Source organism: Oleomonas cavernae (assembly GCF_003590945.1).
GTDB lineage: Bacteria > Pseudomonadota > Alphaproteobacteria > Zavarziniales > Zavarziniaceae > Zavarzinia > Zavarzinia cavernae.
Map to the genome: position 1 here is coordinate 131,002 of NZ_QYUK01000008.1, position 15,810 is coordinate 146,811.

General features: G+C 68.1%; 17 protein-coding genes, 1 other RNA gene and 2 pseudogenes. 8 read left to right on the forward strand and 12 right to left on the reverse strand.

The window, feature by feature from the left end:
• Positions 1–15: 15 nt before the first annotated feature.
• Entirely contained in the window at positions 16–1,434 is a 1,419-nt protein-coding gene (locus tag D3874_RS00865) for a DHA2 family efflux MFS transporter permease subunit (protein WP_119775459.1), read from the reverse strand.
• A gap of 232 nt (positions 1,435–1,666) precedes the next feature.
• On the reverse strand, positions 1,667–2,419 hold the full coding sequence (locus D3874_RS00870; protein ID WP_158595755.1) for an alpha/beta fold hydrolase: 753 nt from the start codon (positions 2,417–2,419) through the stop codon (positions 1,667–1,669).
• Between the two features lie 83 nt (positions 2,420–2,502).
• On the opposite strand from D3874_RS00870, the gene D3874_RS00875 reads away from it, so the two are divergent.
• The 5 genes from D3874_RS00875 to D3874_RS00890 all read left to right on the forward strand — a co-directional run bounded on the left by D3874_RS00875 (position 2,503) and on the right by D3874_RS00890 (position 7,066).
• Positions 2,503–3,690, forward strand: a complete 1,188-nt coding sequence (locus tag D3874_RS00875; protein ID WP_119775464.1) for an acetyl-CoA C-acyltransferase — start codon at positions 2,503–2,505, stop codon at positions 3,688–3,690.
• A gap of 5 nt (positions 3,691–3,695) precedes the next feature.
• Entirely contained in the window at positions 3,696–4,445 is a 750-nt protein-coding gene (locus D3874_RS00880; RefSeq protein ID WP_199698866.1) for an SDR family NAD(P)-dependent oxidoreductase, read from the forward strand.
• A gap of 27 nt (positions 4,446–4,472) precedes the next feature.
• A complete protein-coding gene (locus tag D3874_RS29850; RefSeq protein ID WP_233559776.1) occupies positions 4,473–4,670 on the forward strand; it encodes a hypothetical protein in 198 nt (65 codons plus the stop codon).
• Positions 4,667–5,686, forward strand: coding sequence for an MFS transporter (locus tag D3874_RS00885; RefSeq protein WP_233559777.1), 1,020 nt, complete (start codon positions 4,667–4,669; stop codon positions 5,684–5,686). The genes D3874_RS29850 and D3874_RS00885 overlap by 4 nt, the downstream gene beginning before the upstream one ends.
• 75 nt (positions 5,687–5,761) lie before the next feature.
• On the forward strand, positions 5,762–7,066 hold the full coding sequence (locus D3874_RS00890; protein WP_119775466.1) for an NADH:flavin oxidoreductase/NADH oxidase family protein: 1,305 nt from the start codon (positions 5,762–5,764) through the stop codon (positions 7,064–7,066).
• A 61-nt stretch (positions 7,067–7,127) separates the two neighbouring features.
• On the opposite strand, the gene D3874_RS00895 is transcribed toward D3874_RS00890, so the two are convergent.
• The 6 genes and pseudogenes from D3874_RS00895 to D3874_RS00915 all read right to left on the reverse strand — a co-directional run bounded on the left by D3874_RS00895 (position 7,128) and on the right by D3874_RS00915 (position 11,315).
• Positions 7,128–8,570, reverse strand: a complete 1,443-nt coding sequence (locus tag D3874_RS00895; protein ID WP_119776634.1) for a multicopper oxidase family protein — start codon at positions 8,568–8,570, stop codon at positions 7,128–7,130.
• 65 nt (positions 8,571–8,635) lie between these two features.
• Positions 8,636–8,995, reverse strand: a complete 360-nt coding sequence (locus tag D3874_RS00900) for a hypothetical protein (protein WP_147385472.1) — start codon at positions 8,993–8,995, stop codon at positions 8,636–8,638.
• 313 nt (positions 8,996–9,308) lie between these two features.
• Positions 9,309–9,705, reverse strand: an RNA gene (gene rnpB, locus D3874_RS00905) — RNase P RNA component class A.
• A 19-nt stretch (positions 9,706–9,724) separates the two neighbouring features.
• Positions 9,725–9,961, reverse strand: coding sequence for a peptidoglycan-binding domain-containing protein (locus tag D3874_RS31800; RefSeq protein WP_233559778.1), 237 nt, complete (start codon positions 9,959–9,961; stop codon positions 9,725–9,727).
• A gap of 113 nt (positions 9,962–10,074) precedes the next feature.
• Positions 10,075–10,443: pseudogene (locus D3874_RS31805) on the reverse strand (N-acetylmuramoyl-L-alanine amidase); the annotation flags it as partial.
• Positions 10,443–11,315, reverse strand: a complete 873-nt coding sequence (locus tag D3874_RS00915; protein WP_119775472.1) for a DMT family transporter — start codon at positions 11,313–11,315, stop codon at positions 10,443–10,445. The pseudogene D3874_RS31805 and the gene D3874_RS00915, both read right to left, overlap by 1 nt.
• A gap of 140 nt (positions 11,316–11,455) precedes the next feature.
• On the opposite strand from D3874_RS00915, the gene D3874_RS00920 reads away from it, so the two are divergent.
• Together D3874_RS00920 and D3874_RS00925 are read left to right on the forward strand one after the other, a co-directional pair.
• Positions 11,456–12,163 (forward strand): glutamine amidotransferase, encoded by a 708-nt coding sequence (locus D3874_RS00920; RefSeq protein ID WP_119775474.1) that lies wholly within the window; start codon positions 11,456–11,458, stop codon positions 12,161–12,163.
• A 67-nt stretch (positions 12,164–12,230) separates the two neighbouring features.
• A pseudogene (locus tag D3874_RS00925) lies at positions 12,231–13,252 on the forward strand (isocitrate/isopropylmalate dehydrogenase family protein).
• Here D3874_RS00925 and D3874_RS00930 read toward each other — a convergent pair.
• A complete protein-coding gene (locus tag D3874_RS00930) occupies positions 13,245–13,568 on the reverse strand; it encodes a winged helix-turn-helix transcriptional regulator (protein ID WP_233559779.1) in 324 nt (107 codons plus the stop codon). The pseudogene D3874_RS00925 and the gene D3874_RS00930 sit on opposite strands and share 8 nt — an antisense overlap.
• Before the next feature lie 151 nt (positions 13,569–13,719).
• Here D3874_RS00930 and D3874_RS00935 point away from each other — a divergent pair, with 151 nt between their 5' ends.
• On the forward strand, positions 13,720–14,046 hold the full coding sequence (locus D3874_RS00935; RefSeq protein WP_119775479.1) for a nuclear transport factor 2 family protein: 327 nt from the start codon (positions 13,720–13,722) through the stop codon (positions 14,044–14,046).
• Between the two features lie 223 nt (positions 14,047–14,269).
• Here D3874_RS00935 and D3874_RS28285 read toward each other — a convergent pair whose 3' ends face one another.
• The 3 genes from D3874_RS28285 to D3874_RS00945 are packed head-to-tail and all read right to left on the reverse strand — an operon-like array spanning position 14,270 to position 15,737.
• A complete protein-coding gene (locus tag D3874_RS28285; protein WP_158595756.1) occupies positions 14,270–14,425 on the reverse strand; it encodes a hypothetical protein in 156 nt (51 codons plus the stop codon).
• A 59-nt stretch (positions 14,426–14,484) separates the two neighbouring features.
• Entirely contained in the window at positions 14,485–14,994 is a 510-nt protein-coding gene (locus tag D3874_RS00940; protein ID WP_119775481.1) for a GNAT family N-acetyltransferase, read from the reverse strand.
• On the reverse strand, positions 14,991–15,737 hold the full coding sequence (locus D3874_RS00945; RefSeq protein ID WP_119775483.1) for a TerB family tellurite resistance protein: 747 nt from the start codon (positions 15,735–15,737) through the stop codon (positions 14,991–14,993). Before D3874_RS00945 ends, D3874_RS00940 begins: the two co-directional genes overlap by 4 nt.
• Positions 15,738–15,810 lie beyond the last annotated feature (73 nt).

Genomic DNA, 15,810 nt, shown 5'->3' on the forward strand with positions numbered 1-15,810 from the left:
TTTACGAAATTGCACTCAATCTGACGAGTCCACCACGTCGGCCGCCTTGCTCAAGGCGGCGCGATGGCCGCTGATCTCGTCGCCGGCATCGAGCGGCAGGCGCACGAAGAACAGGGCCGAGATGCAGGACAGCAGGCCCACCGTGAGGAAGGCCGGCAGGAAATCGCCCGCCGTCAACGCGCCCTTGGAGGCGAAGAGCTGGGTCAGGTGCAGCACCATGGCCCCCACCGCCACGCCGGCGCTGAGCGAGAGCTGCTGCATCACGCTGGACAGGGTGTTGGCGCGGCTGGTCTCGGCTTGCGAGATTTCGGCATAGGCCAGGGTGTTCAGCCCTGAGAACTGGAGCGAGCGGAACAGCCCGCCCACCAGCAGGGTCGCCATGATGAACCAATGGGCCGTCTCGGGCCGGAAGAAGCCATAGCTGATCAGGACGGCGCCGCTGAGCAGGGCATTGCCCAGCAGCACGGGGCGGAAACCGAAGCGCCGGAAAATCGGCGCGGTCATCGGTTTCATCATGAGGGCGCCGACCGCGGCGATGAAGGTCAGCGAGCCGGATTCGAAGGCCGACAGGCCAAAGCCGATCTGCAGCATGACCGGCACCAGGAACGGCACCGCGCCCACCCCGATGCGGAACAGCGAACCGCCGATCACCGCCGCCAGATAGCTTTTGTGGCGAAACAGCGTGGGATCCAGCACCGGGCGCGCCACCCGCCGGGCCCGGCGCAGGTAGAGCCAGCCGAAAGCGAGCCCGACGGCGATCGTGCCGACCACGGCGGCCGGCGCCATCTCGCCCCGCCCGATGTGCTCCAGCCCGAACATCAGGCTGGCGAGCGCTACCGCGCTCAAGGCAAAGCCGGTCAGGTCGAAGGGATCCGGCTTCTCCTCCTTCAGGTTGGGGATCAGGCGCAGGACAAAGAACAGGCCGATCAGCCCGATCGGCACGTTGATGAAGAAGATCCATTGCCACGAGGCATAGGTGGCGATGAAGCCGCCCAGCAGCGGCCCGATGGCCGGGCCGACCAGGGCCGGCAGGGTCATCCGCGCCATGGCATTGACCAGCTGGCCGCGCGGCACGGTGCGCACCAGGATCAGGCGCCCGACCGGCACCATCATGGACCCGCCCACGCCCTGGACGATGCGGGCGCCGACCAGTTCCAGAAGGGTGCCGGAGAAGCCGCACAGGACGGAGCCCAGGGTGAACACCCCGATCGCCCCGGCGAACACGGTGCGGGCGCCGAACCGGTCGGCCGCCCAGCCGCTGACCGGCAGGAACACCGCCAGCGCCAACATGTAGGAGGTGATGGCCAAGCTCAGCCGCAGCGGATCCTCCCCCAGCGACTGCGCGATCTGCGGCAGGGCCGTGGCGATGACCGTGGAGTCGAGATTCTCCATGAACAAGGCACAGGCGACGAGCCAGGGGATGAGGCGAACCATGATGTCTGAGGCATAACACCCGGGAATACCGGGCGGCAACGGCGCCCGCGCCGCGCATCACTGCCGTGCAGCGGCCGCATCTTTACACGGGATCGGCATAGTGCGTCCTTCGAGACGCCGCGTGCCGCGGCTCCTCAGGATGAGGTAAGTCTTTATGCCATAAAGATTTTCCTCATCCTGAGGAGGCCCGAAGGGCCGTCTCGAAGGACGCACCATGGCGATGCCAGATGGCCTACCCCACAACGAAATCCACCACCGTCTCGATCACCGTGGGATCGCGCAGGATGCGGCGGTGGCCCAGGCCCTTGACCTCGATCATCCGGCTGCCGGCCCAGTTGGCGGCGATCTTTCGGGTGGTCTCGACCGAGGTGACCCGGTCTTCGGCCGAGTGGATCAGCAGGGCCTGCTGGCGCAGCCGTGGCGCCATGGTCGAGACATCCAGGCGGTCGATATCGATGCCTAAATCACGCAGGGCTTCGACCACGCCGTCCGGATCGACGCCCACCTGGTGGGCGGTGGCGCGGGCGAAATCGGTGTAGCGCATGGGGGGCGAGATCAGCGCCACCCGCTGGCAGGCAAGGCCGTCGTCCAGGGCCAGCACGGTGACCGGGCTGCCGATCGAATGGGCGATCACGGCCTCGACCGGCCCGATCGCATCGGCCACGGCACGCACGCCGGCGGCCAGGTCGGGGATCGAGCCCCGGGTGCCGGCCGAGACGCCATGGGCCGGCAGGTCGAGGCTGACCACCCGGCGCCCGGCCGCCACCAGCGGTTCGACGAAGGCGCCCAGATCCAGGTGATTGCCCTCCCAGCCGTGGACCAGCAGCACGGCCGGGCCGCTGCCCGCCGTCCACACGCCAAGGTCGCCCTGAGGGCCTGCCACATGAAGGTCGGGGACCGGCGAGGCCGCCGGCGCCTTGGCCTTGAACAGGTGGGGCGTGATGAAGGCATGCGCGGCTTGAGCGGGGGTCGGTGAAATTTTCATGGGTGTCGGGGCTGTCCTTTGGCTGTCACCCATAATATTATGATCATCATATAAAGACAACCGCGCCGAACAGGAGCTGTCTCATGACCCTTGCCGATCCCGTCGTCATCGCCAGCGCGGTCCGCACCCCGCTGGGCCGTTTCCAGGGGGAATTGTCGTCGCTGCCCGCGCCGGTGCTGGGTTCGACCGTGGTCAAGGCGGCGGTCGAACGGGCCGGTGTCGCCACCGACCGCATCGACGAGGTGTTCCTGGGCTGCGTCCTGCCCGCCGGCCAGGGCCAGGCCCCGGCCCGCCAGGCGGCGCGCGGTGCCGGCCTGCCCGATGCGACCGGCGCCACCACGGTGAACAAGGTCTGCGGCTCGGGCATGAAGGCGACCATGATTGCCCACGACCTGATCGCCGCAGGCTCGGCCGATATCATCGTCGCCGGCGGCATGGAGAGCATGTCGGGCGCGCCCTACCTCTTGAAGCGGGCGCGCGGCGGCTATCGCTTCGGCCATGACCAGATCTTCGACCATGCCGCCCTCGACGGGCTGGAAGACGCCTATGACAAGGGCCGCTCCATGGGCACCTTCGGCGAGGACACGGCCGAACGCTACCAGTTCACCCGCCAGATGCAGGACGACTATGCCCGCAGCTCGCTGATCCGCGCCCGCAAGGCGATCGAGGATGGCGCCTTCGTGTCCGAGATCGTGCCCGTCACCATTGCCGGCAAGACCGGCGACATCGTGGTCTCGATCGACGAGAACCCGGGCAAGGTCTCGCCCGACAAGATCGCCGGCCTGAAGCCCGCCTTCCGCGCCAACGGCACCATCACGGCGGCGGCCTCCAGCGCCAATGCCGACGGCGCCGCCGCCCTGGTGCTGACCCGCCGCTCGCTGGCCGAGCGTGATGGCCTGCCGATCCTCGCCACCATTCGCGGCCATGCCGGCCACGCCCAGGAACCCGCCTGGTTCACCACGGCGCCGATCGGGGCCATTTCCAAGCTGCTGGACAAGGTGGGCTGGACGGCCGGCGACGTCGACCTGTTCGAAATCAACGAGGCCTTCGCCTGCGTGGTGATGGCGGCGATGCACGACCTGCATCTCGATCATGAAAAGGTCAACATCAACGGCGGCGCCTGTGCCCTGGGCCATCCCATCGGCGCCACCGGCGCCCGCCTGATCGTCACCCTATTGGGCGCGCTACAGCGCCATGATCTCAAGCGCGGCATCGCCTCGCTGTGCATCGGCGGCGGCGAAGCGACCGCCATCGCCATCGAAAGGGCTTGAACATCATGAATAGCTTCGACCTGACCGGCCGCACCGCGCTGGTGACCGGCGGCACCAAGGGCATGGGCCTCGCCATCGCCAGGCGTCTGGCGGAGGCTGGCGCCCGCGTCGCCGTCAGCGGCCGCAGCCAGGAAAGCTCGGACGCCGCCGCCGCGACCCTGCCGGGCGGCGCCATCGGCATCCCCGCCGACATCGGCGACGAGGCCTCGGTCGCGGCGCTGGGTGAACGGGCGCTGCGCGCGCTAGGCCACGTCGACATCCTGATCGCCAATGCCGCCACCGAACCCCATGTCGGCCCGGTGACCAGCGCCAGCGGCGCCGCCTTCGACCAGACGATTGCCGGCGTGCGCAACACCCTGCTGCTCATCGAGCAACTGGTCCCCGGCATGGCCGGCCACGGCCATGGCTCGATCGTCGTCACCTCCAGCATCGCGGCGACCAGGGCCAACGGCATCCTCGGCGTCTACGGCACCTCCAAGGCGACCCTGGGGCAACTGGTGCGCAACCTGGCACTCGAACTCGGGCCCAAGCAGATCCGCGTGAACGCGATCGCCCCCGGCCCGGTGCGCACCGACTTCTCCCGCATGCTGTGGGAAAAGCCGGAAGTGGAGGCCCAGGCCGCCGCCCGCATCCCGCTGGGCCGCATTGCCGAGGCCGACGACGTCTCGGGCCTCGCCCTGCTGCTCGCCTCGCCCGCCGGGGCCTATATCACCGGCCAGTCGATCGGCGTCGACGGCGGCGCCAGCGTCGTCTAGGCCCCAACCGACACGGAAGAGCTCATCATGACCCAAGCGGCCCACGCCATCGCCGCCCCGGCCCGCCCGGCCGATCTGTCCGAGCGGCGCCTGACCGGCCCGCTGCTGGCCGTGCTGGGCGGATTGTCGGCACTGGCATCGCTGGCGACCAACATCATGCTGCCGTCGCTGCCGGGCATTGCCGGCAGTTTCGGCGTGACGACCCGGCGCTGGGCGTCATCGTGAGCATCTTCCTCATCGTCTTCGCCGTCGGGCAATTGTTCGTCGGGCCGCTCTCCGACCGCTTCGGGCGGCGCTCGCTGATCCTGGGTGGGCTGGTCGTCTTCGCCGCCGGCAGCCTGCTGTGCGCCCTGGCCGACAGCCTGCCGGTGATGATCGCCGGGCGCGTCGTCCAGGCCCTGGGCGTCTGTGCCGCCTCGGTCCTGGCCCGTGCCATTGCCCGCGATTTGTTCGTGGGCGATGCCCTGGCACGGGTGCTGTCGCTGACCATGGTCGCCATGGCGGCGGCACCCGGCTTCTCGCCCCTGCTGGGCGGGGCGCTGGATCACGCCTTTGGCTGGCGCGCCGCCTTCGTGGTCGTGGCCATCCTGGGCGGCGTCGTCGGGATCGCCTATGCCACGGTGCTGGGCGAAACCCACCCGGCCAGCCGGCGGGCGCCGCTGGCACCGCTGGCAATCGCCCGCGGATACGGCGGGCTGGCGGCCGATCGACGGTTCATTGTCCCGGCCGGGGCGGTGATGCTGGTGATGGGCGGCCTGTTTGCCCTGTTCACCGCCTCGCCCGCGATCCTGATGGACGGGTTTGGCTTCAGCGCGATCGAGATGGGCCTGTTCTTTGCCGCGACCGTGTTCCTGGTGTTCGGCGCCGGCCTTGCCGCACCGCGCCTGGCCAAGCGCTTTGGCCCCGGCCGTGTCGCCCTGGCGGGGCTTGCCATCGCCCTGGTCGGCGGCGGCGCCATGCTGGCCCTGGCCGGAACGAGCCTTGCCGCCTATGTCGTGCCCTGCTCGGCCTTCCTGTTCGGCATGGGCCTCGCCAACCCGCTGGGCACGGCGCTTGCCCTGTCGCCCTTTGGCGAGCGGGCCGGCCTTGCCTCCGCCCTGCTCGGCTTCATGCAGATGGCCGGGGCGGCGGCAGGGGCCACCCTGGCCACCACCCTGCCCTTTGCCGCCGTCGCCAACCTCGGGCTGGTCCTGTCGTTGTTCCTGGGCGCCGCGATCCCGATCTTCCTGGCCCGGCGCTAGAATCGCCTGGACGGCGGGCGGCGGAGCAACAAGACTGCCCGGCAACATGCCATAACAGCCGTCAGGAAGCGCCCCGTGACCGATATTGCTTCGCCGCTTACCCTGCCCTGCGGCCAGGTCTTCAAGAACCGGCTGGCCAAATCGGCGATGACGGAGGGCCTGGCGGACCATGCCAACCGGGCGACGCCGCAGCTTTCCGCCCTCTACCGCCGCTTTGCCGAAGGCGGTGCCGGCTTCCTGCTGACCGGCAATATCCAGGTCGATGCCGATCATCTGGAGCGGCCCGGCAATGTCGTGGTCGACCGGCGCATGGACGATCAGGCGCGCACCGCCCTGGCCGCGATGGCGGCCGCCGGCTCGCTGAACGGGGCCAGGATCTGGGCCCAGCTCAGCCATGCCGGGCGCCAGACGCCGATCATGGTCAACAAGACGCCGCAGGCCCCCTCGCCCATCGCCCTGCCCCTGCCGGGCAAGCAGTTCGGCGATCCCCGCGCCATGACGGCGGAGGAGATCGCCGCCCTGGTCGAGCGTTTCGCCTTCGCCGCCCGGGCCTGCCAGGTTGCCGGCTTCCACGGCGTGCAGATCCACGCCGCCCACGGCTATCTGCTCAGCGAATTCTTGAGTCCCCGTTCCAACCAGCGCACCGACCAGTGGGGCGGCAGCCTGGAGAACCGGGCGCGCGCCCTGCTTGACGTTGTGCGGGCGGTGCGCGCCGCGGTCGGTCCGGCCTTCGGTGTCGGGGTGAAGCTGAACTCAGCCGATTTCATGAAGGGCGGCTTCGGCGATGACGAGGCGGTGACGGTCGCGACCTGGCTGGAGGCCGAGGGCGTCGACCTGCTGGAAATCTCCGGCGGCTCCTACGAGCGGCCAATGATGATGGGCAACGAGTCGATGGCGAGCGACACCAGGCAGACCGAGACCCGACGCGCCTCGACGGTGGCGCGCGAGGCCTATTTCCTCGACTACGCCGCGAAAATCCGGGCGGCCGTGAAGACGCCGCTGATGGTCACCGGCGGCTTCCGCAGTCGGGCCGGCATGGATGCGGCGATCGCCAGCGGCGCCTGCGACGTGGTCGGTCTCGCCCGCCCCCTGTGCGTCGACCCGGATGCGCCAGGCAAGCTGCTGGCCGGATCGCTGGCCCGCCTGGAGGACTGGGAAAACCGCCTGCGCGTCGGCCCCGGCCGCTACCTGGGCCCTCATTCGCCCATCGACATGATCAAGATCGTCAACGGCTTCGGCATCCAGAGCTGGTTCTGCCTGCAACTGATGGCGATCGCCCGGGGCGAGAAGCCCGATGTCGGCCTGGGCGTGCTGAAGGCCTTCGTCCGCTACCAGATGAACGAACGCAGGGCGGCGAAGGCCTTGCTGCGCGCGGCGTGAGTCTTCTCTCCACGTCATGCCCGGCACAAGGCCGGGCATGGCGTTTCGGAAACCCAATCCGTTACACGGCGTCGCTGTAGACCACTTCGGTCATCATGCCGGTCGCCATGTGCAGCAGGTTGTGGCAGTGGAACAGCCAGCGTCCGCTGTTGTCGGCATCAAAGGCGATGGTGACCGTGCCGTCGATGGGCACCAGCACCGTGTCGCGCACGGCGCCGGCGACCGCCTTGCCGTTCAGGCCGACGACCTGGAAATGATGGCCATGCAGGTGCATCGGGTGCGCCATCATGCCCTTGTTCACCATCTCGATCGCCACCCGCTGGCCGGGGGTTACCTTCAACGGCAGCCGGTTGGCCCAGTCGCGATCGTCGATGGTCCAGCGATAGGGCGACATCGAGCCGGTCAGGGCGATGCGATGGGTCACCTCGGCCAGTTTCTGTGGCAAGGGTGCCGCCGCCTCGAGGCGCTGCTCCAGCGACAGGTCGACGGGCGGCACGGCGGCCTCGGCCAGGTCGGCGAGCTTGACGACCGCAGCCCCCGGCGTCGCCAGGATGATGCCGGTGCGCTGGCGCTCGCCCTCGCGCTGGGCGAGGATCGGGAAGGCGCCGCCGTCGCCGGCCGGCAAGCTCAGCAGGATATCCAGCCGCTGGCCCTGCGCCATGGGAAAGCGGCGCCCGGCCACGGGCTGGACCGGGTTGCCGTCGGCGGCGATCACCGTGCCGTCGAGGGCGCCCAGGTCGATCCAGAACGCCGTGCCCGACGCACCGTTGATCAGGCGCAGGCGGACCTGCCCGCCACGCTCCACCTTGACCACCTGGGGATCGTCGAGGCCGCGGTCGTTGGCGAGGTAGGCATCGTACTCGACATCGTTGAGGTCCATGGCCATCCCGGGCATGTCCATGGTGCCGTGGCCCATGGCGCTGTGATCCATGCCGGCCATGTCGCCATGGTTCATCCCGCCGCCCAGGCCCGCCAGCAGTTCCGCCGGCTCCTTGAAGCTGAAGTCGTGGAGCAGCACCACGACCTCTTGCGCGTCGTGGCGAAGGTCCTCGGCCGTGCGCACGATCAGGGGCGCGGCCAGCAATTGCAGTTCCTGAAGCCCGTGGTGCGAATGCAGCCAATGGGTGCCCGGGCGGGCGGCGAAGTCGTAGTCCTGCATCGCGCCATTGGCGACGACACGGGCATAGCCGGTATCGACCACGCCGTCCTGGTCGGGCGGCGGCGTCTGGCCATGCCAGTGCAGGATCGTGTCCTCGCCGCTACGATTATCGACGCGGACGGCAAAGCGCTGTCCGGGATCGAGGAACAGGCCCGAAGTCCCGTCGGCCTGGTGGGCCCCGAAAACCGAGGCGGCGCGGCCTTTCACCTCGATGGTCCGGCGCGCCACGGCAAGGGTGGTGGCCGGGGCGGCGGTCGCCGCGTGGAGCAGGCGAGGCGCCAGCAGGCCGGCACCGGCGATAAAGCTCGACGCCAGGAAGCGGCGCCGTGAAAGAAAAGTCATCATGACCATGCTCATCCGAAGAGGAACGTTCGCCGGCTGGTGCGCCGGCCACACTTACGCTCGATCGTTCAGACGGTGGGCCGGGGCGGCCGATAAAGGCCCGCGATATCGATGCCCTCGGCCCGGCCCACATGGGAGCCCGCATAGGCAACGGGGGCTGCTGCCCCCAGGAGTTGGGCGACGGGCGACGGCCCGGGCAGGGCCGTACACAGCATCACGCAGAGATTGCCCAGGCAGCACGACAGATCCGCCGGGGCACCGTGCTCATCGCAAGGCGCGCCCGCGGGCTGATCGAGCACGGCATGAGCCGTGGGAGGGACAGGGGCTGGCAGCGCGCGTGCCGGCATCGGCACCGCCGCCAGCACCAGCATGGCCAGGAGCAAGAGCGCCTTGACCAGCCCCATCCGCTGTCCTGCCAGACCCGTCATGACTCACCCAAACACCTTGAAGCTCTCAAGATGGTCGCCCCAACATAGCCTGGCAAGGGCCCGGGGGACTTGATCTGGCTCAATGCGGGACGGTGCGAAGGCGCCGATCGTGATGATGGCCCGCATCACTGCCGGGCGCTCTAACCAGGAGGGAAACCGTCAAGCTGTCTCGTTGTCCGAGCCGCGATCCCCGGTTTGGACCTCCCGCGCCGCCTGATCGACGAGGGCCCTGTTATACTGTCGAAAGGCGCCCCCTGGACGGTTCCGTGTCCCCCGAACCGTCCCGGTTGGGCGCTTTCGCCCTGCCGAAAAATCTGCCAGATGGCCTGTAAGCCGGGTTCTGTGACCGCGGTTGCCCGCGGCCGATGGCCATTCGTCTAGGACGATCGTTACCGACCGCCTCAAGCAACCGACCCGGGCGACGGACCGGAAACAGATCCCGCCGGCTTGCACCGGCATGTCGCCCCTATTTGGTTTTGCTCCCGGTGGGGTTTACCTTGCCACGACCGTTACCGGCCGCGCGGTGCGCTCTTACCGCACCCTTTCACCCTTACCGCCCGACCGCTTTGCAGCGATGGAGCGGCGGTCTGCTCTCTGTGGCACTGTCCCTGGGGTCGCCCCCGCCGGCCATTAACCGGCACCGTATTTCCGTGGAGCCCGGACTTTCCTCCCCCGCTTTTGCAAGCGGCGGCGGCCATCCGGCCATCTGGCGGGGATAGGCCTAACGGGTTAGACGCGCTCGCGCAAGAGCCGGGCGAGCCGGCCGCGCGTCTCCAGGTCGGCAATGCCGTCGACCCGGGCCTGGCGCCAATGGCGCTGGAAGGCGCCGACCACGGCCCGGGTCTCGTCGTCATAGCGGCCATGGACACGCAGGCCATAGCCGAAGGCGGCGAGATCGGCCTGGAGGTCTTCGACCAGCCGGCCGGATTCGCCGGGGCCCAGGCGGCCGCCGGCCACGGCATCCACCCCCCGGTCCAGGCGCCCACGCCCTGGGCCGAGAGCCAGGCCCAGTCGAACAACTCGCCGGGGTCGGTCTTGCGGGCCGGCGCCGAGTCCGAATGGCCGATCACGTCGAACGGGGCAATCATGTGACGCGCCACGATGCCGCGGCCCAGGTCGGCCAGCGCCGCCATCTGCCCGGGCGGAAACGGGCGGTAACCCCATTCGTGGCCAGGATTGGCCAGCTCGATGCCGATCGAGCGGGCATTGACGTTGTCGATGCCGCGCCACGAGCCCTGGCCGGCATGCCAGGCGCGACGAGCCTCGTCGACCAGGCGAAAGACGGTGCCGTCCTCCTCGATCAGGTAATGGGACGAGACCTTGGCCTGCGGGTCGCACAGCCTCTCGAGCGCCCCCGATGTCATGCCGGTGTAATGAATCATCAGGATCGAAACGGCCTGGCCGCCGCGATCGTCATGGTTGGGAGAGGGGCAGTCCCGAATCGCCATCAAGGAGCATCGCCGAGGATTTTCTTCTCGCGCAGCATGATGATCCCAACGCCGGCCAATGTCATCGCACTGCCGATGATCATGCGCGTGGTGAAGGCGTCGCCCAGCATGGTGACGCCGAAGAAGATGCCCAGCACCGGCGCCAGCAGCATCATCGGCGCGGTCAAGGTCACCGGATAGCGCTGCAACAGGCGGAAATTGCCGGCGTGGCCGATCAGGGACGAGCCGAAAATGGTGAAGGCCAGCCCACCCCAACCGATCCAGGTGGCATGCTCGATTGCCGTCACCTGCCCTGTCTCGAACAGCAGGGAAATCAGGATCATGGCAGGGCCGGTGACCAGGCCCATCCAGGCCTGCAGGGTGAACACCCCTACCCCCTTCATCCGGCGCATGATGATCATGGCGATGGCCATGGCGAAAGCCGCGCTGACGCACAGCAGCAGCCCGTCGACATAACTGAAAACCCGCGGATCGAAGCCGATCACGAAAACGCCGGCAAAGGCCAGAACGATGCCGAGGATGCGGCGCCAGCGGATCGTCTCCTTCAGGATGACGACACTGAGAATGGTCACGAAGGGGATGTTGAGCTGGATCGCGACCGCGGCCGAGGAGACGTCGTCGACCAGGCCCAAGCCGATGAACAGCAGCCCGAAGTGCAGGATCCCGGCGAATACGGTGACCAGCAGGACCGCCTTGATCTGGTCGCGCGGCACCCTGGGGATCAGCGGCGCCAGCATCAGGCCCAGGAGGCAGAAGCGCAGGCCGGTGAGGAGCATCGGCGGCAGCTCGTTCACCGCGACCTTCGCGGCGACGAAATTGAAGCCCCAGGCGAGATTCACCAACAGGACGAGAGCGATATCGATCGGGGCCATAATGATCAATTATCAGCCGTGGATAAGACAAACCATTGCGCCTCTTGCATGGCCCGTGTCGCGGAAAGCGCAATGGCGGCTTGACCGGACGCGCTGCGCCGCGTCAAAGATGGTGCCGCGCCATCGACGGAGATCCCGCCATGACCCGTACCTGCCTGGCCCTGCGCCACGTCGCCTTCGAGGACCTCGGCCTGATCGAGCAGGTTCTGGCCGATCACAGCATCACCTGCCGCTATCTCGACATCGGCATCGACGATCTCAGCGCCGTCGATCCCACCGCGGACGACTACATGGTCGTGCTGGGCGGGCCGATCGGGGCCTATGAGGACGACCTCTACCCCTATCTCAAGGACGAGATCGCCTTCATCAAGCGCCGCCTGGAGGCGGACCTGCCGCTGGTGGGCATCTGCCTGGGCGCCCAGTTGATCGCCGCCGCGGCCGGCGCCGCGGTCTATCCCGGCCGTGAGAAGGAGATCGGCTGGGGGCCGGTCACCCTGACCACCGCCGGCCACGCCTCGCCGCTCGAAGCCCTCGACGGCGTGCCGGTGCTGCATTGGCACGGCGACACCTTCGACCTGCCCGACGGCGCGGTACGGCTGGCCTCCACCGGGCCGACCCTGAACCAGGCCTTTGCCCTGGGCGACAAGGTGCTGGCCATTCAGTTCCATGTCGAAGTCGACGCGGCGATGGTCGAGCGCTGGCTGATCGGCCACCGGGTCGAACTTGGTGCCACCAAGGGCGTGTCGATCCCGGCGCTGCGGGCGGAGACCCTGCGGGTCGGGGCGGCGGCGCAGGCGGCCGGGCACAAGGTGATCACCGCGGCCCTGGCCTATGCCCGCCTGACCTGAGCCTTTGGTCGGGCTCGACACTGTAAGGCACCGGACCTAAAGCAGGCCGACATCGCGCGAGGCAATCATGGCATCAGCAATTCCGGCAACCTTGATCCCCGGCGACGGCATCGGCCCCGAAATCGTCGAGTCCGTCGTCGCCATCCTCGACGCGCTGGGCGCGCCCTTCACCTGGGACCGGCAGGCCGCCGGCATGGCCGGGATCGAGGCGGCGGGCGATCCCCTGCCCCAGGCCACGCTCGACAGCATCAAGCAGACCGGCCTCGCCCTGAAAGGCCCGCTGACCACGCCGTCGGGGGGCGGTTTCCGTTCGGTCAATGTCCGGCTGCGTGAAGCGTTCCAGCTCTATGCCAATGTCCGCCCGGCCCAGACGCTGATCCCCGGCGGCCGCTACGACAAGATCGACATGGTGCTGATCCGCGAGAATCTCGAGGGCTACTACGTTGCCCACGAGCACTTCGTGCAGGTCGGCGACGACCCCCATGCGGTGGCGCTGAGCCAGGGCGTCACCACTCGGGCCGGCTGCCGCCGGATCCTGGAATATGCCTTCGACTATGCGCTGAAGAACGGCCGCAAGACCGTGACCGTGGTCCACAAGGCCAATATCCTGAAGGCGATTTCAGGCCTGATGCTGGAGACCGCGCGCGAGGTTGCCAAGACCTACGAGGGTCGCATCGCGATGAACGAGCGCATCGTCGATGCCTGCGCCATGCAACTGGTGCTGAACCCCTGGCAGTTCGACGTCATCGTCACCACCAACCTGTTCGGCGATATCCTGTCGGACCAGATCGCCGGCCTGATCGGCGGGCTGGGCATGGCGCCGGGCGCCAATATCGGCACGGGGGCCGCGATCTTCGAGGCGGTCCACGGCTCCGCCCCGATATCGCCGGCAAGGGCATCGCCAACCCGCTGGCCCTGCTGCTCGCCGCCGGCCTGATGCTGGATCACGTCGGCCGCGGCGACCTCGCCGCCCGCCTGCCCCCGGCCATCGACGCCACCTTGAACGCCGACGGGGTGCGCACCGGCGACCTGGGCGGCAAGGCCTCGACCAAGGATTTCACCCAGGCCCTGATCGCGCGCCTCAAGTAACCGTATCCGGCCCATTCTCGCGCAGGGCGGCCCAGGTCAGCAAGGCATCGAGGGCCGGGCACAGCGCCTGGCCCCAGTCAGTCAGGCCATACTCGACCCTGGGCGGCACCTGATGGTGGACGATCCGCCGGACGACGCCATCGCCCTCCATCTGGCGAAGCTGCTGGATCAGCATTTTCTGCGAAATGGCCGGAATCGCCCGCTCCAGCTCGGAGAAGCGCAGCAGCTTGCCGCCGAACAGATGGAACAGGATCAGTAGCTTCCACCGGCCTTCGAGAATCCTGAACGCCTGCTCGACCCCTTCGGCAGCCGTCACAGGTGTATAGGCGCTACCCTTACCTTCAGGTGAGTACCTTACTTTTTCGTCGGTTCTTGTCATTTTCGGAGCTTAGCGCCAGCTTGCCCGTCAGGCAATCCGGGTCGCGGCGCAGACGGTCCGGTGTCGTCGACAACAGGGAGGAATCGCCATGCCCCTTCAACTCGCGCCCGCCATCGAACGCTACTTTGCCGCCGAGCACACTGATGACCCGGCGGCGCTGGCGCGTTGCTTCGCGCCGGATGCGACCATCCGGGACGAGGGCCATATCATCGAGGGCCTGGCCGCCATCGCGGCATGGAAAGCCGCGACAAAGGCCAAGTACCAGCACACCACCGAGCCGCTCGATGCCGCCGAGCAGGACGGCCGGACCATCGTGACGGCCAAGGTCACCGGCAATTTCCCCGGCAGCCCGGTCAACCTCGCTTTCGCCTTCGGCTTGCTGGGTGGCAAGATCGTCTCGCTGGAGATCGGCTGACAGTCGACTGCCTGAAGCCGGAAGTAACTCAAGCGATCTCTTGCCCCAGTTCGAGGAAAGCCGCCAGCGCCCTACAAAGCCCTCTCCTCCGCGGGAGGAGAGGGTTGGGTGAGGAGGTCGAGGGGGCAAAACCCGGCATATCGAGACGGCCCGACCCACCTCCCCAACCCCTCCCCCCGCAAGCGGGCGGAGGGGAGTCCTATGGTCACGAGGTCTCCATGCCTCACAGGCTGTCGTCTTCCGCCACCAGATCGTCAAAGGCCGCGTCGAGTTCGCGCAGCACCTGCGCTTCGTCGCTCGCCGGGTCGGCGGCGGCAGCGGCGAGTAGCAGGGATTGGCGCTGCGCCTCCGCCTTCTGGTGCCTGGATTGCCATGCCATTCGCAATGATGCCTTGTATGCACAACGCAATTACATTTAATTCACAAATTTAAACCTGATCAACTCGCAACGTAGCGCTCTCCCCGGATACCGTTGAGCATGTACCAGCCGGTGAAGCGCATGCCGATGTTGCGGGCGACGCCGATCGAGGCGTGATTGCGGGCGTCGATCTCGGCGACGATCTCGGGCAGGCCCAGGATCTGCAGGCCATAGTCGAGGATCGGGCGGGCCGCTTCCGAGGCATAGCCCTTGCCCCAGGACGAGCGGACGAAGCGCCAGCCGATCTCGATCTCGGGCCCGACCGCCTTGTTGGGAATAAGCAGGACCCAGCCGATGAAGGTATCGGGATCCTCCCGCGGAAAGACCGACCAGTAGCCGAGCCCGGTGGGATAGGCGCGGGTCGTCCGGTCCAGCACGAAGGCGCGGTGGCTTTGCGGATCGCTCCAGGGCACGGCCACGTACTGCACCACCAGGGGGTCCTGGTCCATGGCGATCGACGCCTCGAGGTCGTCGAGGGTCCGCTGGCGCAGCAGCAGCCGCTTGGTCTCGAAGCGGGGTAGCGCACTCATTTGATGCCCCGTTCCTTGGTGATCCGGTCCCAGGCGGCATTGATGGCGGCCAGGCGTTGTGTAGCCATGGCGACGAATTCCTCGGGCATGCCCTTGGCGATCAGGGCGTCGGGATGGTGCTCGCGCACCAGCTTGCGATAGGCGGCCTTGAGGTCATCATCGCTCATCTCGCGGGTCACCCCCAGGACGGTGAAGGGGTCCGACCGGTCGGGACCCAGGTGGGTGGCCCGCAGGGCGGCGAATTCCGCCGCCGTGAAGCCGAAGATGCCGGCCACCGACTGGAGGAATTCGATCTCGGCGGCATGAATTTTGGCATCCGCCTTGGCGATATGGAACAGGCCGTCGAGCAATTCCTCGAGCACGGCCTTGTCTTCGCCCAGCACGGCCTTGACCTGGGCGGCATAGACCTCGAACCCCGCCGCGTCCGCCTTGGCCCGGTTGAAGATCCGCGCGACATGGTCGACCTCGTCGGCGGGCACGTGGAAGACCTGCCGGAAGGCGGCAATCTCGTCCTTGGTCACCACGCCGTCCGCCTTGGCCATCTTGGCCCCCAGGACGATGACCCCCACGGTAAAGGCCACCCGCCGCGTCTGCTCGCGGCTTGGCGCCTCCTGCCGGACGACGGCGGCGGTGTCGGCGATCCGGTCGACCGCGTGGCCGGCCAGGCCGCCGATCAGGGCGCCCAGCGGGCCGCCCAGGGCAAAACCTGCCGCACTGCCGATGATCTTGCCCCAGATGGTCATGCCTGCCCTGTCCGCCCCAATCATTGACTCGTGAACCGCTGGCATGGTGTTGAATCTCGGGGCCCCGGCACAA

Bases quoted from the DNA above. Each gene is read 5' to 3' on its own strand.
- D3874_RS00865 (WP_119775459.1), bottom strand. From the start codon at position 1,434: ATGGTTCGCCTCATCCCCTGGCTCGTCGCCTGTGCCTTGTTCATGGAG.
- D3874_RS00870 (WP_158595755.1), bottom strand. From the start codon at position 2,419: ATGAAAATTTCACCGACCCCCGCTCAAGCCGCGCATGCCTTCATCACG.
- D3874_RS00875 (WP_119775464.1), top strand. From the start codon at position 2,503: ATGACCCTTGCCGATCCCGTCGTCATCGCCAGCGCGGTCCGCACCCCG.
- D3874_RS00880 (WP_199698866.1), top strand. From the start codon at position 3,696: ATGAATAGCTTCGACCTGACCGGCCGCACCGCGCTGGTGACCGGCGGC.
- D3874_RS29850 (WP_233559776.1), top strand. From the start codon at position 4,473: ATGACCCAAGCGGCCCACGCCATCGCCGCCCCGGCCCGCCCGGCCGAT.
- D3874_RS00895 (WP_119776634.1), bottom strand. From the start codon at position 8,570: ATGATGACTTTTCTTTCACGGCGCCGCTTCCTGGCGTCGAGCTTTATC.
- D3874_RS00900 (WP_147385472.1), bottom strand. From the start codon at position 8,995: ATGACGGGTCTGGCAGGACAGCGGATGGGGCTGGTCAAGGCGCTCTTG.
- D3874_RS00915 (WP_119775472.1), bottom strand. From the start codon at position 11,315: ATGGCCCCGATCGATATCGCTCTCGTCCTGTTGGTGAATCTCGCCTGG.
- D3874_RS00920 (WP_119775474.1), top strand. From the start codon at position 11,456: ATGACCCGTACCTGCCTGGCCCTGCGCCACGTCGCCTTCGAGGACCTC.
- D3874_RS00935 (WP_119775479.1), top strand. From the start codon at position 13,720: ATGCCCCTTCAACTCGCGCCCGCCATCGAACGCTACTTTGCCGCCGAG.
- D3874_RS28285 (WP_158595756.1), bottom strand. From the start codon at position 14,425: ATGGCATGGCAATCCAGGCACCAGAAGGCGGAGGCGCAGCGCCAATCC.
- D3874_RS00940 (WP_119775481.1), bottom strand. From the start codon at position 14,994: ATGAGTGCGCTACCCCGCTTCGAGACCAAGCGGCTGCTGCTGCGCCAG.
- D3874_RS00945 (WP_119775483.1), bottom strand. From the start codon at position 15,737: ATGACCATCTGGGGCAAGATCATCGGCAGTGCGGCAGGTTTTGCCCTG.